General features: G+C 68.3%; 16 protein-coding genes. 11 read left to right on the top strand and 5 right to left on the bottom strand.

The window, feature by feature from the left end:
- Nucleotides 1-7 precede the first annotated feature (7 nt).
- Both ABD116_RS25560 and ABD116_RS25555 read left to right on the top strand, forming a co-directional pair.
- On the top strand, nt 8-2,509 hold the full coding sequence (locus tag ABD116_RS25560; RefSeq protein WP_486336013.1) for a glycoside hydrolase family 2 protein: 2,502 nt from the start codon (nt 8-10) through the stop codon (nt 2,507-2,509).
- An 82-nt stretch (nt 2,510-2,591) separates the two neighbouring features.
- A complete protein-coding gene (locus ABD116_RS25555; protein ID WP_343975222.1) occupies nt 2,592-3,347 on the top strand; it encodes a 3D domain-containing protein in 756 nt (251 codons plus the stop codon).
- Here the strand turns inward: ABD116_RS25555 and ABD116_RS25550 are convergent.
- Nucleotides 3,328-3,921 carry a TetR/AcrR family transcriptional regulator gene (locus tag ABD116_RS25550; RefSeq protein WP_343975219.1) on the bottom strand — a complete coding sequence of 198 codons (594 nt, stop codon included), beginning with the start codon at nt 3,919-3,921 and terminating at the stop codon, nt 3,328-3,330. The two genes, ABD116_RS25555 and ABD116_RS25550, sit on opposite strands and share 20 nt — an antisense overlap.
- 49 nt (nt 3,922-3,970) lie before the next feature.
- On the opposite strand from ABD116_RS25550, the gene ABD116_RS25545 reads away from it, so the two are divergent.
- The 5 genes from ABD116_RS25545 to ABD116_RS25525 are packed head-to-tail and all read left to right on the top strand — an operon-like array spanning nt 3,971 to nt 8,592.
- A complete protein-coding gene (locus ABD116_RS25545; RefSeq protein ID WP_343975216.1) occupies nt 3,971-4,528 on the top strand; it encodes a GNAT family N-acetyltransferase in 558 nt (185 codons plus the stop codon).
- Between the two features lie 31 nt (nt 4,529-4,559).
- A complete protein-coding gene (locus ABD116_RS25540) occupies nt 4,560-5,522 on the top strand; it encodes a polysaccharide deacetylase family protein (protein WP_343975213.1) in 963 nt (320 codons plus the stop codon).
- A gap of 51 nt (nt 5,523-5,573) precedes the next feature.
- Nucleotides 5,574-6,929: an APC family permease gene (locus ABD116_RS25535; protein ID WP_343975210.1), complete on the top strand. Its 1,356-nt coding sequence runs from the start codon at nt 5,574-5,576 to the stop codon at nt 6,927-6,929.
- Nucleotides 6,926-7,366: a hypothetical protein gene (locus tag ABD116_RS25530; RefSeq protein ID WP_343975207.1), complete on the top strand. Its 441-nt coding sequence runs from the start codon at nt 6,926-6,928 to the stop codon at nt 7,364-7,366. The genes ABD116_RS25535 and ABD116_RS25530 overlap by 4 nt, the downstream gene beginning before the upstream one ends.
- Nucleotides 7,366-8,592 carry a glutathionylspermidine synthase family protein gene (locus ABD116_RS25525; protein WP_343975203.1) on the top strand — a complete coding sequence of 409 codons (1,227 nt, stop codon included), beginning with the start codon at nt 7,366-7,368 and terminating at the stop codon, nt 8,590-8,592. Before ABD116_RS25530 ends, ABD116_RS25525 begins: the two co-directional genes overlap by 1 nt.
- Here the strand turns inward: ABD116_RS25525 and ABD116_RS25520 are convergent, their stop codons facing one another.
- Nucleotides 8,593-10,053: an NAD-dependent succinate-semialdehyde dehydrogenase gene (locus ABD116_RS25520; protein WP_343975200.1), complete on the bottom strand. Its 1,461-nt coding sequence runs from the start codon at nt 10,051-10,053 to the stop codon at nt 8,593-8,595.
- Nucleotides 10,054-10,100: 47 nt separating this feature from the next.
- The gene (locus tag ABD116_RS25515) at nt 10,101-11,180 is read right to left on the bottom strand and encodes an MsnO8 family LLM class oxidoreductase (protein ID WP_343975197.1); all 1,080 of its coding nucleotides are present in this window, start codon (nt 11,178-11,180) and stop codon (nt 10,101-10,103) included.
- A 403-nt stretch (nt 11,181-11,583) separates the two neighbouring features.
- Between ABD116_RS25515 and ABD116_RS25510 the strand changes: the two genes are divergently transcribed.
- From ABD116_RS25510 to ABD116_RS25495, 4 genes are all read left to right on the top strand, one after another.
- Nucleotides 11,584-14,463: a type 2 lanthipeptide synthetase LanM family protein gene (locus tag ABD116_RS25510; RefSeq protein ID WP_343975194.1), complete on the top strand. Its 2,880-nt coding sequence runs from the start codon at nt 11,584-11,586 to the stop codon at nt 14,461-14,463.
- On the top strand, nt 14,460-14,666 hold the full coding sequence (locus ABD116_RS25505; protein WP_343975191.1) for a hypothetical protein: 207 nt from the start codon (nt 14,460-14,462) through the stop codon (nt 14,664-14,666). Before ABD116_RS25510 ends, ABD116_RS25505 begins: the two co-directional genes overlap by 4 nt.
- A 109-nt stretch (nt 14,667-14,775) precedes the next feature.
- Entirely contained in the window at nt 14,776-17,697 is a 2,922-nt protein-coding gene (locus ABD116_RS25500; RefSeq protein ID WP_343975188.1) for a helix-turn-helix transcriptional regulator, read from the top strand.
- 194 nt (nt 17,698-17,891) lie between these two features.
- Nucleotides 17,892-19,121 carry an ROK family transcriptional regulator gene (locus tag ABD116_RS25495; protein ID WP_343975186.1) on the top strand — a complete coding sequence of 410 codons (1,230 nt, stop codon included), beginning with the start codon at nt 17,892-17,894 and terminating at the stop codon, nt 19,119-19,121.
- Here the strand turns inward: ABD116_RS25495 and ABD116_RS25490 are convergent.
- Together ABD116_RS25490 and ABD116_RS25485 are read right to left on the bottom strand one after the other, a co-directional pair.
- Nucleotides 19,118-19,858 carry an alpha/beta fold hydrolase gene (locus ABD116_RS25490; RefSeq protein ID WP_343975183.1) on the bottom strand — a complete coding sequence of 247 codons (741 nt, stop codon included), beginning with the start codon at nt 19,856-19,858 and terminating at the stop codon, nt 19,118-19,120. The two genes, ABD116_RS25495 and ABD116_RS25490, sit on opposite strands and share 4 nt — an antisense overlap.
- Nucleotides 19,855-20,541 carry a DUF998 domain-containing protein gene (locus ABD116_RS25485; protein ID WP_343975180.1) on the bottom strand — a complete coding sequence of 229 codons (687 nt, stop codon included), beginning with the start codon at nt 20,539-20,541 and terminating at the stop codon, nt 19,855-19,857. The genes ABD116_RS25490 and ABD116_RS25485 overlap by 4 nt, the downstream gene beginning before the upstream one ends.
- Nucleotide 20,542 lies beyond the last annotated feature (1 nt).

Here is a 20,542-nt window from a genome sequence, read left to right as displayed (position 1 = left end):
GTTCCGAATGTCCCGAAAGAGAGAACCGGCTGTGACATCGACGCTCAGGACTGTTTTGCTGACCACCGCGGGCGGGGTGGCATGGACCGTGCGGGCAGTGGAGGGGCCGGTGCCCGATGGGAACAGCGCGTTGTTCGCCGCGCCGGTCGCGGCGAACGTTCCCGGGGAGGTCTACAGCGATCTGCTGGCGGCCGGGGTGATTCCCGATCCGTTCGACGGAGACAACGAGGGCAAGCTGCACTGGATCGGGAAGACCAGCTGGAGCTATCGGACGGACTTCGACTGGGAGCCGGACGAGCACGCGGTGCAGGAGATCGTTGCCGAAGGGCTGGACACGGCGGCGCGGGTGGTGCTCAACGGGACCGTGATCGGGTCGACCTGCAACCAGCACCGGTCGTACCGGTTCGATGTCACCGGGTTGCTGATTGCCGGGCACAACGAGCTGGTCGTCGAGTTCGCCTCGCCGGTGGCGACGGCGAACCGGCTGCGGGAAGAGTCGGGGATGTGGCCGCACACGAATCTTCATCCCTACAACGCGATTCGCAAGATGGCGAGCAACTTCGGCTGGGACTGGGGCATCGACGTCGCGACGGCCGGCATCTGGCGGCCGCTGCGGATCGAGTCCTGGACGGGCGTACGGATCGACGCGGTCCGCCCGCTCGCCGGGCTCGATCGCGACCGCGGCGTCCTGGACAGCAAGGTTTCGCTCGCCTGGTCTCCGGGCGCTGAGGGCGACGCCACGATCACCGTCGAGGTCGGTGGCACCACCACCGAGATGACCGTTGCCGCGGGCACCGAAGAGGTCGGCGTCACGTCGACCATCGACGCGGTCGACCGGTGGTGGCCCCGTGGGCACGGCCAGCAGCCCTTGTACGACGTGACGATCTCGGTTGCTGCAGGCAACCACGCCGACGCTTGGCGAGCTCGCGTCGGCTTCCGGACCGTCACGATGGACGTCGCCCCGGACAAGGACGGCGGCCCGTTCGTCTTGTCGGTCAACGGCAAGCCGATCTACATCCACGGCGCCAACTGGATCCCCGACGACGCCCTGTTCACCCGGCAGACCCGGGAGACCTACGCGCGCAGCATCCAGGACGCCGTCGACGCCAACATGAACCTGCTCCGGGTCTGGGGTGGCGGTCTCTACGAGAGCGAAGACTTCTACGACCTCTGCGACGAGCTGGGCGTGCTCGTCTGGCAGGACTTCCTCTTCGCCTGCGCGGCGTACTCCGAGGAGGAACCCCTGTGGAGCGAGGTCGAGGCGGAGGCCCGCGAGGCTGTCACCCGGCTCAGCAGCCACGCCAGCCTCGCGCTCTGGAACGGCAACAACGAGAACATCTGGGGGTACGTCGAGTGGGGCTGGCGCGAGCCGCTCGGCGGTCGGTCGTGGGGCGAGGGCTACTACATGGAGCTCCTCCCCCGGATCGTCGCCGAACTCGACCCGCGGACGCCGTACTCGGCCGGCAGCCCGTTCTCGTACGACCGCTACATCCATCCGAACGACGAGCGCAACGGCACGATGCACATCTGGGATGTGTGGAACCAGGTCGACTACTCCTACTACCGCAAGTACAAGCCGCGTTTCGTCTCCGAGTTCGGGTTCCAGGGACCGCCGGCCTGGTCGACGCTGACGAGTGTGGTGCACGACGAGCCGCTCGACCCGTACGGCGAGCAGATGCTCGTGCACCAGAAGGCTTTCGAGGGCAACCTCAAGCTGGAGAAGGGGCTCGGCGATCATCTGCCGATGTGGAAGACGATGGATGACTGGCACTGGACGACGCAGCTCAACCAGGCGCGGGCGATCGCCTATGGCGTCGAGCACTTCCGCAGTCTGTTCCCGCTGAACACGGGCGCGATCGTCTGGCAGCTCAACGACAACTGGCCGGTCGTTTCATGGGCCGCCGTTGACGGCCACGGGGTGCGGAAGCCCTTGTGGCACACGTTGAAGCGGGTGTACTCCGATCGGCTGCTGTCGGTGCAGCCGCGGGAAGACGGGTTGGTTGTTGCCGCGCACAACGATACGGATGTTGCGTGGAGCACCGAGGTGACAGTCCGGCGTCGCAGCACGGCGAAGGGTGGCGAGGTGCTCGCCAGCGAGACCTTCGTCCTCGAGGTCGGGGCGCGGGACGGGGTGCTGAATTCACTGCCCGAGTCGGTTGCGGTGGCGGGTGATGCGGCCGCCGAGTATGTGGAGGTGCGGGCGGCTGGTGGCGGTACGGCGTACTGGTACTTCGTGGAGGACACGCAGCTGCAGGTGGTCGGCGACGCCTACACGGCCGAGGTGGCGGCGACTGCTGACGGGTATGACGTGACCGTGACGGCGACCGCGCTGGCGAAGGATCTCGCGCTGTTCCCGGACCGGCTGGAGAAGGATGCCAAGGTCGACAGTTGCCTGGTGACGCTGAACGCGGGTGAGTCGCACACCTTCCACGTCACCAACGCGTCAGCTCCTGTGACGCCGATCGGCAAGCCGGTACTGCGCTCGGCCAACGACCTGATTGCTTTATGACGAGATCTTGACTAAGTGATCGACAGACCTCCTACTGGGTGCTGACAGCTCTGCTTCCGCCCCCACTGGAGGTCTGTCCGTCATGCCCAAAACCCATGCATTCAAGGCGATTTCGGTCGCCTTCCTCAGTGTCGCGGCCTTGCTGGCCGCCCCGGCGACGGCCTCGGCCGCGCTTCCCGCCTGTCAGCACTTCTACACCGGTACGATCCCTGACCGGCCCGTGTCGGGTGGCCATGGCAACGGGACCACGGCACCGGCGTACAGCCTCGCCGGGCGGTTGCCGGCGCCGACCGGGATCAACGGCGGACTCGGCACGGACGGCAAGGTGACGTTCACCTTCAACCGGGTGACGGGCGCCAAGGCGTACCGGGCGTTCAAGAACGGTCAGGCGCTCCAGTGGATCAGCGACTGGGGTCAGGCGACGCTGCAGGTCACCGACTCGTCGCCCTGCAACGGCGCGCACTACCAGGTCTACGCGATGTCGCAGGAGGACACAGCGGCGTCGTCGATCGGCCAGATCACCACATCGTTCCGGCTCAACTCGGCCAACCGGCTCGCGGCGTACACGATCCCTGTCGGCACCACGTTCAACTACCGCGTCTCGGCGTACAACGACGTCGCCCAGACAGCCCTCGGCTACAACGCCGGCACCGGCATCTGCGCCGTCGACGCCCGCATCATCCCCTGGGGCACCCGCCTCTACGTCCCCGGCTACGGCCACTGCTACGCCGCCGACATCGGTAGCTGGATCAAGGACGACATAGTCGACGTCTGGTTCCCCCCAGGCCCATCAGCCGACAACTGGGGAATCCAACGCCTCAACCTCGTCGTGGAGTAAGCGCCTCGAGATGCGCGTCCAGCAACTGCCGTAGCCGTTTGTGCGGGAACGCTCTGGGATCGAAGAGGGCTTGTACTACGAGGCCGTGGGTGAAGGCGGCCAGGCCTGCCACCAGATCGTTGGGGTTGCCTGGTGGTAGGTCGCCGTCTTGCTGGGCCTGGAGTACGAGGGGTTTGAGGCGGGCTCGCCAGCGGGTGTAGCGGGACATTTCCATGATGCGGAGTTCGGGGTCGGCCAGGGCCGCGTCCCAGGAGCTGACCCAGACTCGGTTGAGTTCGGTGGCTTCGGGGGTCAGGGGTAGTACCGCGGCCAAGGCTTGTTTGAGGGCTTCCAGGCCGCGAGCGTTTTCGGTCGGGGGGACCAGGGCCCGGGTGCGGGCTTCGGCCAGTTCCAGGGCGTGGACGATCAGGGCCTGCTTGGAGGGGAAGTAGTGGGTGACCAGGCCTGTGGTCGCGTTCAGCTCCGCGGCGACGGCCCGGAGAGTCAGGCCACCGAAGCCTTCGGTGGCCAGGACTCGCCAGACGGCGGCGGAGACGTCTCGTCGTCGGGCCTCGTGATCCAGCTTTGCCGGCATCGTCCTATAGTAGGTACATAACAGTTGATATGTACGCCGGGGAGGCAGCATGTTGTTCGGTTCGAGGCTTGCTGAGGGTGCCGAGTTGCGGGGACTCGAGCCGTGGCAGGCGGCGGAGTTTCTGGCGCATATCGATGAGGCGCGGGCGAATATCGAGCCTTACGTGTCGTTCGTCGATGTGGTGGTCGATGAGCAGGGGGCGCGGGAGTTTCTGCAGCGGTATGCGGAGCGGCAGGCCGCGGACAGCGGGCGGCTCTACGGGATCTGGCTGGAGGGGAAGCTGGTCGGCGGGCTGCTGTTCCGGACCTTCGAGGTGCGGACGGGCTGTTGTGAGATCGGCGCCTGGTTGTCCGCGGAGGCGGAGGGACGAGGGCTGATCACCCGGGCGGTGCAGCAGTTGATCGACTGGGCGATCGAGGTCCGCGGGATGAACCGGATCGAGTGGCGGTGTTTCACCACCAACGAGCGCAGCGCGGCGGTCGCCAAGCGGCTCGGGATGACGCTCGAGGGGACCCTGCGGCAGGACTTCCCGTACCGCGGCGAGGTCCACGACAGCCAGGTCTGGGCGATGATCCGCGACGACTGGGAACACCGCCCCTGGAAGTGACGACCCGGCGCGCGAGGCATACTCGGGCATCGTGACTGTTCACTGGGGGATCAGGATCGCCGCGCTCGCCGCCGCCGCGTCCGTCGTACTGGCCGGTTGTGGCGACACCGCGGCACCGCGGGGCACAGCAGCCGGTACGCCGACGCTGGGCGGCCCCAGCCACCAGACCCCGAGCAGCACACCACCCAGTACGCCCGGTACTCCGAGTACGCCGACCACCGCCGCGAGCACCCCGCCCAAAGCCAGCCAGCCGACCCAGCCCAGCGGACCGGCGACCACACCCGGCGCGACGGGACGGCCTGGTGAGTCGCACGAGACCAACCTGATGCCGGTGATCCAGCACGGGCCGCGCGACAAGAAGTGGGTCGCCCTGACCTTCGACGCCGACCTCACCGCGCTCATGCGCAAGCGCCTACAGCACGGCAAGGTGAAGTCGTACTACAACGAAGCCCTGATCACGAAGCTCCGCCAGCAGCACGTCCCGGCCACGCTGTTCCTCACTGGCATGTGGATGGAGCAGTACCCCGACCGTGTCCGCGAACTGGCCGCAGACCCCCTCTTCGAGCTCGGCACCCACACCTACGACCACAAGGGCTTCACCAAGCACTGCTACACACTCGGCACCGTCGACCGCAAAGACATGCTCAGCGACGTACGCAAAGCGGTCACCATGCTCGACCAGCTGGACAGCCACGCCACCAGATGGTTCCGCTTCCCCGGCGGCTGCTACGACGGCACCGCCCTGCATGAGCTCGCCCCAGCCGGCGTCACCGCTGTAGGCCTCGACGTACCGGGCGCCGACGGCTTCGCCAAGTCCCCGAAGCCGATCGTCAACCAGGTGCTCACCCACTGCCAGAACGGCTCGATCGTCGTCCTCCACATGCACGGCGGTGACAACGCGCCGTACACCGACGAAGCGATCACCCCGATCATCGCCGGGCTGCGGGCCAAAGGCTTCCGGTTCGTCACGGTGACCCAACTGATGAACGGCTGACAACAGCGCCTGACGGACAGCGGACCACTGGGGTGGCACTCTGGGGGGACGATGACGACGACAGCTGATTCGCGGTCCCGTGGGCGGAGCCTGCGACGGGATGCGCTGGGGTTGGGCACGTCCACCGCGATCGGGATCTCCTCCTCCGCACCGGCGTACTCGCTGGCCGTGGCGGTCGGACTACTGGTCGCGTACGTCGGTACGGCGGCTCCCATGGTCCTGGCACTCGCGGCGGTGCCGGTCGTCCTGGTCACGCTCTGCTTCCGCGAGCTGAACAGGGCCGAGCCGGACTGCGGTACGACGTTCCCCTGGACCGAGAAGGCGTTCGGGCTGGGTGTCGGCCGCATGGTCGGCTGGACCACGGTCATGGCCTGCGTACTGGTCATGAGCAACCTGGCCCAGGTCGCCTCGATCTACACCTACGTGCTGCTCGGCCTGGACGGCGCTGCCGGCTCCCGTGGCGCACAGGCCGGTCTGGGCGCCGTGTTCATCGTGGTGATGGCAGTGCTCGCCTACCGCGGTATCCAGATCGCAGCGTGGACCCAGGCGATCCTGCTGACGGTAGAGGTCGTCGCGCTGCTCTGGTTCGCCATCAACGCGTTCTACGAGGCCGGCACCCTCAGCCTCCCCACGGACACCGGCCAGGGTAAGTGGGCTACCGGCGTACTGGTCGCAGTGTTCCTCTACTGGGGCTGGGACTCGTCCTTCAGCGTCAATGAGGAGACCCGTGACCCCCGGCGTACCCCTGCCATCGCAGCACTCATCGCCAACGGCTTCCTGGTCCTCCTGTACGTCGTAGTCGCCTGGTCAGCCATCGCCTACGCAGGGGTAGGCCCGCTGGCCGACATAGCCGACGACGACTTCTTCTCCGTGCTGAGCAACGACCTACTCGGTACTGCGGGCGGCAAGCTCCTCATCGGCGCAGTACTCGTCTCAGCGCTCGCCTCCACCCAGACGACCATCCTGCCGACCGCGCGGACGATGCTGTCGATGGCCAGGCGCGACGCGTTCCCGGGGCGGTTCGCCCGGATCTCCACTCGCTTCCACACCCCCAGCGTCTCCACCTTCGTCTTCGCCGTCGCCAGCCTGGTCATCTACGTGACGCTGGTGCTCACCTCGGACGCAGTACTGGCTGACGCCGTCGGGGCCGTCTCGGTGCTCGTGTCGATCTACTATCTGGCCACTGCGATCGCGGTACCGGTGTACTTCACCGGGGCGATCGAAGGCCGAGTACTGCAGCGGGTAGTCGTCCCCCTACTCGCGGCGGCGTCGTTCGTCGTAGTACTCGTCCTGGCTGTCTCTGACGTCGGTACCGGGCCTCTGGTTGTGGTGGGTGTAACGATGGTGGTCGGCGCGCTGATCATGTTCTCGATGAAGCCGCCGGCCGAGGGGGAAGGCAGGGCATGACGCAACCACCAGCAGACAAGGCGCGGCGCAGGATGCGCAGCGCGGGCATAACGCTCGGGCTGACGGCCCTGGTCGCCGCGTCGCTGACCGGCTGCAGCAGCGGGGACGACGAGAAGGCGGACTACGCCGCGATCTGCGTCGACCCGGAGACCCAGCAGCGCACCGACGACGACAAGTGCAAGGACGACCGCGAGTACCACGGCTCCGGCGCCGGCTTCTTCTGGTTCTACATGGCCACCCGGGGCGGCTTCCTGGTGCCACCGGTCGGCGGGCGCTACAACGCCGGGGACGGCAGCTACACCAGCTCCAACCTGCGCAACTCCTCCGGTGGTACGGCGACCATCCAGCGCGGCGGGCTGTCCACCAAGGGCGGCAACATCGGCACCATCGCCCGCGGCGGCTTCGGCAAGGCGAGCAAAGGGAGTCACGGCGGCTGATGTGGCGGCACTCGATCAAGCCCCGCCCGGGCTGGAAGGACAAGGTCGTCGAGCAGGGGCTGGTCTTCCCGATGACGGACCTGCCGGACGGCACCCAGACGCCGTACTGGAACGAGAGCGCCTGGTACGAGGTGACCATGGACGAGGTGCTGCACCTCGAGCGGGTCACCGAGGAGCTCTACGAGATGTGCAAGCACGCCGCCTCGGTGATGGCGTCGGGTGACCGCTTCAGCGACGCCCAGCTCGGCCTGGCGTCCGGCACGCTGCCGATGGTCCGCGAGTCACTGAAGCGCGACGACCCGTCGGTGTACGCCCGGTTCGACCTGGTCTGGAACGGGGTCGAGCCGAAGATGCTGGAGATCAACGGCGACACCCCGACCGGGCTGGTGGAGTCGGCGGTGATCCAGTGGAACTGGCTGGAGGACGTCTTCCCCGACGCCGACCAGTGGAACTCGGTGCACGACCGGCTGGTCAAGTGGTGGAGCGATCAGCGCGCGGCCGGTACGTTCCCCGGCAACGAGGCACACTTCTTCAACTCGGCGGCCGAGACGACCGGCGAGGAGGCGATGACGGTCGCGTACATGCGCGACACCGCGGCGATGGCCGGCCTGGCGACGTACGGGCATGAGATCGAGGACCTCGGCTGGGAGTCGGAGCAGCGCGCGTTCGTCGACTACGGCGCGCGGAAGATCCGGACGGCGTTCAAGCTCTACCCGTGGGAGGACATGCTCGACGAGGAGTTCGGCAAGTACATCCTGTCCGGGCTGGAGCGTGAGCCGGTGCGCTGGATCGAGCCGATCTGGAAGACGATGCTGTCCACCAAGGCGATCCTCCCGGTCCTCTGGGAGCTCTACCCCGACCACCCGAACCTGCTGCCCGCGTACTTCGGTACGCCAGGCGACCTGCTCGAGTGGGTGGCCAAGCCGCTGCACGGCCGGGAGGGCAGCAACATCCGGATCCACACCATCACCTCCACCGAGGACGATGTGCACGACGGGCCGTACGACACCGACACGATGGTCTACCAGGAGTGGAGTCCGCTCCCGTCGTACGAGGGCAACCGGGCGGTGATCGGCAGCTGGGTCGTCGACGGCGTCGCGGCAGGCATGATGGTCCGCGAGTCCGACGGGCCCGTCACCGACTACTACGCGCGGTTCGTCCCGCACGCGATCGGCACCGAGGCTCGTCCGGACGAGGAGACCATCCAGAAGTGGCTCGCGGAGTAGTCAGTCCACCGCGACCGCGACGTACTTGATCTCCAGGTACTCGTCGATGCCGACCGTGCCGCCCTCGCGGCCGAGGCCGGACTGCTTGACGCCGCCGAAGGGCGCCGCCGGGTTGGAGACGATGCCCTGGTTGAGGCCGATCATGCCGGTCTCAAGTCGTTCGCTGACCCGCAGCGCCCGGCCGATGTCGTTGGTGAACAGGTAGGAGACCAGCCCGAAGTCGGTGTCGTTGGCCATCGCGACCGCTTCGTCCTCGGTCTCGAACGCGGTCAGCGGCGCGACCGGGCCGAAGATCTCCTCCTTCTGCAGCCGGGCGGACTTCGGTACGCCGGTGAGCACGGTCGGCGGATAGAAATATCCCTTGCCCTCGGCAACCGTTCCCCCGGTCAGCACCTCGGCGCCCTGCTCGATGGCGTCGTCGACCAGATCCTTCACCTTGTCGCGTTGCCTGGCGTCGATCAGCGGGCCGAGGTCGACCCCGTCCTCGGTCCCCCGCCCCACCTTCAGCCCGGCCATCCGCGCGGTCAGCCTGGTGGCGAACTCGTCGAGCACCGACGAGTGCACGTAGATCCGGTTGGCCGCCGTGCAGGCCTCGCCGCCGTTGCGCATCTTGGCCAGCATCGCGCCGTCGACCGCCTTGTCCAGGTCGGCGTCCTCGAAGACCAGGAACGGCGCGTTGCCGCCGAGCTCCATGCTGGTCTTCAGCACCTTCTCGGCCGCCTGCTCGATGAGCTTCACGCCGATCCCGGTCGAGCCGGTGAAGGACAGCTTGCGGGCGCGGCCGTCGCGGATCAGCGGCTCCATCACGCCACCGGCGTCGTGGGTGGTGACGACGTTCAGTACGCCGGGCGGCAGGCCCGCCTCGGTCATCAACTCGGCCAGCTTCAGCATCGACAGGGGTGTCTGCGAGGCGGGCTTGATCACCATCGTGCAGCCGGCGGCGACGGCCGGCCCGATCTTGCGGGCGCCCATCGCGGCCGGGAAGTTCCAGGGGGTGATCAGCAGGCAGGGCCCGACCGGCTGGCGCATCACCAGCAGCCGGCCCTTGCCGTTCGGGGCGACCTGGTAGCCGCCCTCGATCCGGACGGCCTCCTCGGCGAACCAGCGGAAGAATTCGGCGGCGTAGGCGATCTCGCCCTTCGACTCCGCGACCGGCTTGCCCATCTCGAGGGTCATCAGCAGGGCCAGTTCGTCGACCCGCTCGGTCATCAGCTCATAGGTCCGGCGGAGGATCTCGCCGCGCTCCCTGGGGGCCGTGGCCGCCCATTCGGCCTGCGCGGTGACGGCGGCGTCCAGGGCGGCCAGTCCGTCGGCAGGGCTTGCGTCTGAGACCTGGCACAGCGTCGTACCGGTGGCTGGGTCTTCCACGGCGAGGGTCTTACCGCCCTCGGCCGGTCGCCACTTGCCTGCGATGAAGAGTTCGGTCGGACAAGCCTCGACGACTTCCTGCTCCCGCGACATCGGCACGCCTTTCGCTAGTGGACATCGCCCACTTTAGGCCGGTGTGCTCAGGCAGTCGCGACGAAGTGCGGGGTGTGCCGGGGGACGCTGCGGATGGCCCGGGTCAGGCCTGCGGCGACAGTACGGAGGATGGCCGACCGGACGAGGCTGTCGAAGGCCAGCGGGACCAGCATGAGCTCGTCGGCGCCCGTACTGGCCGCAACCGATGCCAGACCGGCTGCAACACCAGCGCGGGTCCCCACGACGTACCCGGGCTCGTCGAGCAGCCGCTCGGCCTTGCTCCGCTCGCGACCGGTGATCGGCGGCTCCAGCAACTCCATGAGCTCCGCCGGCGTCGCCCTGTTGGCTGCGGTCCTCAGACGCGACTTCACCCGCACGTACTCCCCCAGCCGGATGACTGCCTCCTCATCGGTGTCAGCGGCAACCACTGCCACGGTCACCCCGACGTACGACTTCCCCGTCGGCCCTGTCGGCTCGAAGTTGTCCCTGTACGCCGCAGCCGACGCCAGCGTCCCTGCCGGCGCAGTGTGATGCCCCAAGAACAACGGCAGCCCCCGTACTGCGGCCACCTGCGCGCTGGCCGGGTTATCCGTCATCACGAACACAGGCGGCGGCAACCCAGCCAAAGCCAGCCGCACGTCGCCAACCGGTGCACGTCCCGGCAACCCATCCCTCAGGAACCGGCACAACTCGTCCAGCCTCTGGGGGAACGTGTCCCACCCCTTCTCGCTAAGCCCAAGCGCCGCGGCCGTACTAGGCGGCACAGCCGGCGCTTTCCCCACCCCCAGGTCGATCCGGCTCGGGTACGCCGCAGCCAGCGCCGCGAACTGTTCCGCGACCACCAGCGGCCGGTGATTCGTCAGCAGCACACTCCCCGACCCCAGCCGGATCCGGTCCGTCCTGGCCGCCAGTACAGCCGCCAACACGGCAGGGCTTGCGCCACCGGCCCCTCGGACGCCATGCTGCTCTGCAACCCAGAACCTCCGGTAGCCAAGATCATCGGCGGTCTGAGCCACCTCCACGGTCTCCCGAAGCGCAGCCGCCGCAGACTGCCCAGGCAACTGCGGCACCACATCGAGCACCGAGTGGGCTGACACCGGAAGTCCGGGCGACGCGAGGCTGTACACCCGCTCACCGTCGCAGCCCCGAAGATATTGCACATGGGGGCTGAGCCCCCATGTTTCCGCCGGCCCCCACCCACGGTCGAGGCCAACGGAAAGCCCGCGAAATTGGGTACCGGCAGCCCTTCCAGACCCGGCCGGCCGTCCGGCATCGTTCATGGCGTCGGGAATTCGGCACCACCCAGTGACCGAATGACCGACAAGATCCACCGATTCCTGTGCCGTACGGCCTTCCACCAGAGGACGTCCGGCCCAGGCGATGCTGGACCGCGGGATGGCTACCCCCAGTCGACATCCCGCGGTACAGCACACCTCCGTCCAGCCGTCACCAACTCGTTACCGCGCTCGTACGGAATATGGGGGATCCGTACCCATGGCAGGGCCGGTCCCTCGATGGCACTCTGAGCGCGTGCTCAACTCCGCAACCGCCGGGACCTCCCGGACCGACCAGTCGACAGCCTGGTGGTCTGCCGGGATGGGCCCGCACGAGCAGGGCCTGTCCATGCCCGCCTGGGCGGAGTACGTCGAACGCAGTACGGCCATGCCGGTCAGTAGGGAATCGATGACACAGGGTTGGCAGCAAGCCCTGGTCCGCTGCCTCGAACCTCTGCTGGCAACGGCTCGGCAGGACCTTACCGCGGCCGGGCAGGACGGCGTACTGACCGAGGAGTTCCTGGACCGGCTGGGGCTGCGCCTGGTGCGGCTGGCATCGCGGACCCTGGTGCTGGAACTCTCCCGCGCCCGCAACCGCGGCGAACTGGCCGGCGACACCCCGGCCGAGCGTTTCCTCGACTTCACCCACCGGCTCGTCGGAGGGAGCGAGCTGGCGGAGTTCCTGGCCGCATACCCGGTGCTGGCCCGGGTCCTGGGCGAGGCGTGCCGACAGTCGGTCGAGGGCCACCTCGAACTGCTGGCCCGCCTCGCCGAGGACCGCGAGCAACTGATCACCGACCTCCTCGACGGCGAGGACCCCGGCGCCCTGGTCTGCATCGAGCCCAGCGGCGACCCCCACCGAGGCGGCCGCTGCACAGCCACCCTCACCTTCGCCGACGGCACCAGGCTCGTCTACAAGCCCCGCCCGCTGGACCTCCACCAGCACTTCAACGAGATCGTCGGCTGGCTGAACGACAAGACCACGCTGGATCTGCAGACGGCCCAGGTACTACGGCGTCCCGGCTACGGCTGGCTCGAGTTCATCTCCCACACACCTTGCTCCGACCTGGCCGCAGTACGCCGCTTCTACCACCGTCAGGGCGCCCTACTGGCGTTGCTGTACGTGCTCGACGGCACCGACATGCACTACGAGAACCTCATCGCCAGTGGCGACCAGCCGGTTCTGGTGGATATCGAGACACTGTTCCACCCAAGCGCTGCAATGAGTGGCGTACGCAAGCAAGATCCGGCCCAGACCGCCTTGCTCAGTTCGGTTTCCCGGACCGCGCTACTGCCCATGTTGATCACCGGCGAGCACGGTGTGGTCGACCTGTCGGGCATGGGTGGCGATGCGGACGGCCTGACTCCCAACAACGTCGTCGACTGGGAGGACACCGGCCTGGACTCCATGCACCTCGTCCGCCGCCCCCGCCCGACCCGCGTCAGCCACAACCGTCCCCACCTGGACGGCGTCCCGACGGAGCCCCGCGACCACGAGGTAGCTCTGCTGACCGGTTTCCGGACCGCGTATGAGGCGATCGCCCGGAACCGCGATGACCTGCTTGGCGCAGCCGGCCTCCTGTCTCGCTGCGCGTCGGACGAGATCCGATACGTGGCACGGCCGACGCAGCTTTATGCGACGCTGCTCGACGAGTCGACGCATCCGGATGCTCTGCGGGATGCGGGCGGACGCGGGCGCCTCCTGGACCTGCTGTGGGAAGCCGACGAGAACCTGCGTCGGCTGGTGCCCTACGAGCTGGCCGAGTTGTGGTCAGGCAACGTTCCCTTGTTCACCGCGAGGCCGGACAGCCGGACCGTCTGGGCCTCGGACGGCGCCAGCGTGCCGGACCACCTTGCCGACAAGGGAATTGCGGCAGTAGAACGCAAGATCCAGGCGATGGGCGAGATCGACCAGCACCGCCAGCAATGGATGATCTCCGCCTGCTTGGCTACTCGCCCCGAGCCGGTCGTCCACGTCAGTACCACCAGCGGGCGTGGGCTGGGCTCCGCGGAAGCCGACCCGGACCAACTGCTCGCTGCAGCCACCGACATCGCGGACGAGATCATGGCGCAGGTCCACAGCGACCACGGCGGCCCTGCGAACTGGCTCGGCCTCGAACTGCTCGACGACCACCACTGGTCCGTCCTGCCGATGGGCGCCGGCCTGTCCAACGGCTATACCGGTACCGCCTTGTTCCTGGCGCAGATCGGGGCACTCACCGGCGCCGAGAAGTACTGCGAACTGGCCCGTGACGCGGTCCGTCAACTCCCCATGGTGCTGGAGGTCCTCGCCGCGAACCCCGATGCCGCGCAAGCCGTCGGGCCAGGACTCCATGGCCTGGGTGGCATCAGCTACGGGCTGAAGCGGCTCAGTGTTCTGCTCGACGATTCCGATCTGGCCAAGTGGCTCATCACCTCGCTACAGCTGATGGAGCGAATCACCCCGGAGGCTGGGGACTTCCCTTCTTACGGTGAAGGAGCCGCGGGCGGGTTGACCGCAGTACAGGGAATACCTGAGGCTGCGCGACTTGCGGCTCGCTATGCCGACGAGCTTGTTGCCGCCGTGGATCACGGAGCACGAGGAGCAAGTGGCTTTGCCCGCGGCTATGGGGGAGTCGCGTGGGCGCTGGCGCGGTACGGGAACACCGAGGGGGCCCGAGCCGCGATCGACCTCGAACTGGACGACACCGCGGCCGGCGCCGGATGGTGTTCCGGCCAGGCGGGCGCAGTACTGGCTCGACTCGCTGCTGGGGCTCCGGCAGATCTCGAGGCCTACCTGCGCCGAACCACCCAACGACCGGTGCTCGCCGACATGAGTCTTTGTCATGGCGAGCTCGGAGCGATTGAGCCACTTCTGTGGCTGAACGAAAGCGAACACCCAGCCATTGAGGCGGTCCGGCGTCGCCGGACCGGGCTGGTGCTCGCCGCAGTACAGCAGCACGGGCCGCAATGTGGCACGCCGCGAGCCGTTCCCTCACCCGGTCTGCTGACCGGCCTGGCAGGTATCGGCTACGGCTTGCTCCGCCTCGGCTTCCACGGGCAGATCCCGTCCGTACTGCTGCAAGAACCAGCGGCCGCAGATCCGGCGCCCAGCACAGCACCGGCTCGGCCATCATTCGACAGGGGAACATCATGACCGCCCAGCACCAGAACCCGAACCACGAGAACCCGATCCCGACCGACGCCGAGCACACCGACCCACTCGGACCGATCAACCTTCCGAAGCAGGGCAAGGTCGGAGCCCGCGCGCTTGCTCTGATCGGCACAGCCAGCATTGCCACGCTGGCCGTCTACGGCGCCGTCGACACCTGCGGCACGTTCACGACGATCCAGGGCTGACCCGCTTCCGGCCGACCGATTCAACCAAGCGTTTGACTTTACCGGCCGGTCGGCCGGGACGGGCCGGTTTCACTGCGGTCGCATCGCCGCCCGATTAGAGTTTGCTGGCATGCAGACCCATGCGCCCGGAGTGGTCGGCAGGGACGGGGAGATCGCACAACTCACCCGCCTGCTGATCGCGACACGCGACGGTCGCGGCGGTGCGGTCTTCGTGATCGGTGAGCCCGGAATCGGCAAGAGCCGGCTGGCCGCGGTGGGGACGACGACCGCTCTCGACCACGGCATGGTCACCCTGCGCGGACGAGCCGGCGCGATGGGCAGCACGGTCGCCTTCCGGCCCTTCGCGGAAGCACTGCTGTCCCTCATCCGCCGAGGCGGAATGCCCGCGCCTGAGCTTCTCGGACCGTACCGGCGGGTGCTCGGACGCCTGGTTCCGGACTGGGACTACGGCGACAGCGCCGAGACCGCGACCTCGGCCGTACTGCTCGGAGAAGCACTGCTCCGGCTGCTCGAACTGGTAGGTCGCGACCGCGGCTGCCTACTGGTGCTCGAGGATCTGCACGGTGCGGATCCGGAGACCTTGGCCGTGATCGAGTACCTGCTCGACCATCTCGAGGACCTGCCCGTCATGGTGGTCGCCACCGTCCGGGCAGAGCGTTGTGCTGCCCGCGAACTGGCTCAACTCGCCGCCCAGCGCGGTACGGCGACTGTGATCGAGCTCGGACCGCTGAACCGCGAGAACGTTCGCGACCTGGCCGCCGACCGGCTGGCCGTCAAGCCGGACAGCGTTCCCGATCAGCTCGCCGAGCGACTGTGGGCCGACAGCGCCGGAATCCCTTTCATCGTTGAGGAACTGCTGCAGGAAGCCAGCAGGTCTGGGCAACTCCTGTCCGGCACGGACGGCACTGTCCAGGTGGTCGACCACCTGGAGATGACCGTGCCGGCCGCTGTCGTGCGCAGTATCAGCAGCCGCACTGACCAGCTCGGACCGCAGTCACGGGAGCTCCTGCTGCTGGCCGCAGTCATCGGTCATCGCTTTCCGCTGAGTGTTGTCCGGCGTGCCAGTGGGATCGACGAGCGGTTGCTGCTGGCCACGTTGCGAGCCGGACTGGCGGCCCAATTGGTCGGGCCGGACGAACCGGTGCCCGACTGGTACGCGTTCCGGCATCCGTTGACCGCCGAAGCACTGCTGTCCACCCTGAGCCCGACCGAACGCGCGACCCTGGCGCGTCGGTGCGCCGAGGCGATCGAGTCCCTCCATCCCGGGCTTCCCGGGGAATGGTCCCCGATCGTGGCGGAGCTGTGCCAGACCGGTGGCGATCTGGTCCGGGCCGGTCGGCTGTTCGCCGAGACCGGACGCAAGTCGTTCGACGAGGGCTCGATGGGGACCGCGGTCAAGCTGCTGGAGCGCGCTTACCACCTGCTGGCCGACGACGACGACATCGGCTACCGGTCCGAGGTGCTCTGTTCGCTACTTCTGGCCCTTGGCGAGACCGGCCAGTTCGAGCACCCGATGAGCCGGCCGGAGATGATCGACGAGCTGGCCGACCACGGGCTGGAAAGCCGCAAGGTGGCCGCGCTGCACGTTCGGCTGGCCGAGTTCGAGCACACGGCCGGACGCTGGTCGGCCGCGATGGCCCACGTGGCCACGGCGCGCTCCTTCCTCGGACCGGATGCGGGCGACGCCGACCTCGCTCCGGTGGACGCGATCGCCGCCGCCATCGAGATGACCCAGACGAGTCCCGGCCGGCTCAAGTCCGCGGCCACGCTCGGCACCCGGGCTGCGGAGGCAGCACAACGAGCGAACCTGCCGGCCGTCGAGGTCGACGCCTGGCTGCTCCTCGGCATCCTGGCCCGCGAGCACGACCTGGCTCAGTCGATCCGCTACTTCGAGCGCGCCCGGCAGGTCGCCACCGACAACAACATGGGCCTGCAGCGCGTCAGCGCCCACATCTTCCAGGCCGGCTCGATCTGCCTGGCCGACGGGAGCGTCGCCGAACTGGAGCGGGCCAGACACCAGGCCCTGCGGATCGGCGCGATCCCGAACGCCTACGAGGTCGACGGCGTACTGGCGCAGCAGGCCGTACTCCGGGGCGAGTACGACCGGGCCGCGGTGATGATCGAGGAGTGCCTGGAGGTGACCCGGCGACTCAAGCTCGGCCGCGGCGCGCCGTACGTGCTGGTGACCAAGGCTGTTCTTGCAGGCCACCAGGGCCGACGATCCGAGATGGAACAGACTCTCGGCGAGCTCGCGGCCTACGGCGAACGGGCGTCTCACGAGCTACCGCTGTCCTACGGGCTGGCCCGCACCTTCTGCGCGCTGCTGGAGGAGAACCACAGCCTGGCCGAATCCGAGATGGCCCAGGCCCTCGCCTACGACGCCCAGAACCCGACCATGTTCCACATGGCCGGCAAGAACGGCCTCGGCCTGCTGCTCGGGGTCATGGCCGGCCGAAACGGATGGGCGCACTTCGAGGCCGTTACGGCCACAGCCGTGAGCGGGATGCGGTGGAACCGGCAGTTCGTGCAGTGGGCTCACGCCATCCTGCTCGGGCGCGATGGGGAGCTCGGGAAGGCGAACGAGATGGCCGAGCTCGCCTTGGAGACCTCGGCGCTCTATCCGATGGCCCAACATCTCGGTCTGCGGTTGGTGGCCGAGCCGGCGGCTGCTGATGGGTGGGGCGAGCCGGTGGTCTGGCTTCGGCAGGCTGAGGACTACTTTCATAATGCTGAGGTGCCGGCGGTGGCGAGTGCGTGCCGGAGCATGTTGCGGCAGCTCGGGGCGACGGTGTCGCAGCGGCGTACCGGGTCTGATCAGGTGCCGGCTCATCTGCGGCAACTGGGGATCACTACGCGTGAGTTCGAGGTTGTGCAGTTGCTGGTGGACCGGATCGGGAACAAGTCGATCGCGTCGCGGTTGCACATCTCGCCGCGGACGGTGGAGAAGCATGTCGCGAGCTTGATGACGAAGACTCAGCAGCCGGATCGGGAGGCGTTGAGCAGCTTTGCGCGGACGGTGCTGCAAGACTGAAGTTGCAGGACTGATCCCGGGGCCCGTGCGTGTGCTGGGCGCCCGGAGGGCGTTCGGGTGATAGTTGTCGACTCACGGAAATTCCGGGCGACCGCCCGCCTTGGAGCTCCGGCGGCACGCGCGCAACTGGCCGGATAATTTATGAACGCTCGCTTTATATATAGGATGGGCGAGTGGCAGGCAAGGGGTCGGACATGAGCAAGGGAACGGTCGGCGGCGGCGGTACGACGATGCTGCGGCGGATCAACGTCGCTGCTGTGCTGGACGCGGTCCGCCGCTCGGCACCGGCACCGCTGCGAGTCGCCGAACTGGTCGAACGCACCGGACTGGCCAGGCCGACGGTGGCCCAGGCCGTCGACGAGCTGCTGGACGCCGGCTGGCTGCAGCAACACGGCCCTGATTCCGCGGACCGTTCGCTGGGTCGCCCGGCCATCCGGGTCTCTCTGCGCGGGCGCGCGGCGCCGGTGCTCGGGCTCGACGTCGGCCCGCACCGCGTCACCGTCGGGGTCTCCGACCTGGCCGGCCGCAAGCTTTCTCTGGTACGCCGGTCCGGCCCGGGCTGGACGGCCCAGGAGCTGCTCGGCGTCATCAGCGAGGTGATCACCGAGGCACTGGCCGAGGCTGAGGTCCCCGCCGAGGACATCGCTGCAGCCGTCGCCGCCAGCCCCGGCATCGTGGACGAGCACACCGGACGGGTCCAGCTGGTCCCGTCCGTACCGGGCTGGTCCGCGATCGACCTGACCAAGCATGTCCGCAGCCTGCTCGACTGCCCGGTAATGCTCGACAACGACGCCAACCTGGCCGCCCTGGCCATCGCGGCGGCCCGCGGCGGTACGGGCACTCTCCTGGCCGTCCAGTGGGGTGAGCGGCTCGGTGCCGGCATCGTGATCGACGGCCGGCTCCACCGCGGTACGGGCGCGGCCGGTGAGATCGGCTTCATCGCCACCGCTCCGGACGACGTGATCAACCCCGAGGACAGCCGAGGCCCCCTGGAGCGCGCAGTCGGCTCCGAGGCGATCGCCGAGCTGGGCCGTCAGGCCGCGCTCGCCAACCCGGACTCCCGCCTAGCGGAGCTCGGTGCAGACCAACTCGGCACAGCTGACGTGTTCGCCGCAGCGGCTGAGCGCGACCCGGTTGCCCAGGCAGTCGTCCAGCAGGTCGCCCGCGACTTCGCCAGAGCGCTGGCGCCCGCAGTACTGGTCCTGGACCCCACTGCCGTCGTCATCGGTGGTGGTGTCGCCCGGGCCGGCGCAGTGCTGCTGGACGCCATCTCAGACCAGCTCCGGCTGCTCACCCTCAACCACCCCAAGCTGGAGCTCTCTGCCCTGGCCGAGGACGCCGTAGTCACCGGTGCGATGCGGATGGCCCTCGACGAGGTCTGGCAGCGCAAGCTCCCCACCCCCGCACTCACGACACCCGCCTAGAACCCAGCGAGCGCCTTGGCGATGGCGTCAGGGCGGTCCAGGTGGATCAGGTGGGCAGAGTCGGGCAGTACTTCGACAGTGGCATTCAACCTGTCAGCAAGTGCTCGCTGCCCGGCTAGCCACCCCTGAGCGGTGAAGCGAGAGCTGCCGCCGGTCGCCACCAGGACGACAGTGGGCGGCAGTACGGCCGGTGGGGACTCCAGTAGCCGGGCAACCTCGGCCGCGAGCTCCCAGCTGCCGGTCAGCTCGTCCCAGAACAGCAGCCACGAGCCGGCAGCGCCGTACCGGCGTCGAGCTGTCGCCCTGGACAGCAGGTCGTTGTTCCGCATGCTGCCGACCCGGATGAGCAGCCGCCGGGCCGTAGTACCGATCAGCTGCGGTACGCCGAACCGCCCCAGCCCCCGCAACACCGCCCTCACCAAGCGGTCCCCCACCGTCCCTGGGTAAAGCCACCGCCATCCGGTCTCCGACGTGAGGCTCGTGTCGATCAGCACCAGCCGCTCGACCTCCTCCGGATGAGTGAGCGTCCACCGCAGCACCGCCAGCCCGCCGATCGAGTGCCCGAGCAACCCGACCGGCAGCGTCAGCCCCCGGCGCAGCTCCGACACCGGCGCCGTGATCGGCGTCAGCCACGGGTCCAGCACCTGGATGTCCCTGTCGGGCAGCAACGAGAGGACCTCGCCGAACTCCTCCGGAGCCTCGGCCAGACCCGGCACCATCACCCAGCTGCTGGTCATCGGCGGAGCGCCTGTTTCAGACCGGGCATCACCGTCGCCAGCATCAGGCAGACCAGTACCACCGACGCGCGCTGGAGGATGCCGGGCGGGTGCGCGTCATCGCCGCGCAGCTCCTGGATGCCGATCGCGACAGTGAGCCAGATCTGGCTGGCGAGGGCCGCCCCGGCGGCCACTCCGGCCGTCCAGCCCCATCGCCCGCCCGGGCCGACACGCCGCAGTACGAGGAGGATGAAGACCGCCATCGCGACGCAGCCGATCCCGGCGATGGTCGACAACGTCGCATGGAGGAACAAGGCGAGACCGGCCCGGCCGCTGTCCTCCGACTCCAGGCAGGCCTGGCTCAGCGACGGCGCACAGTCGAGCGGGAGGAACACGGTGAACATCGTCCCGACACCGAACAGCGCGGTGCTGACCAGCAACCCGGCGACGTCGCGGTGCATCCGGGCGGCCGAGCGGGCCAGCACGGCCGCGACCACCAGCAGGATCCCGGTGGCGAGGTCCATCGCCCGGGCATAGCTGCTGGTCGGCTGGTCCAGCGCCGCCAGTTCGCTGAGCATCGAATTCCGCAGATCGAGCGGAAACCCGGCCGCCAGCTCGAGCAGCAGGCTGCAGTAGAGCACTCCCGCGGCGACCATCAGGCCCCGGACCAACCGGTACGGGAACAGGGCGGGGACGACCATCATG

Origin of the sequence: Kribbella koreensis (genome assembly GCF_039525325.1) — a bacterium.
GTDB lineage: Bacteria > Actinomycetota > Actinomycetes > Propionibacteriales > Kribbellaceae > Kribbella > Kribbella koreensis.
Note: the sequence above shows the minus strand (reverse complement) of the source record. Positions and strands in the feature narration are given on the sequence as shown.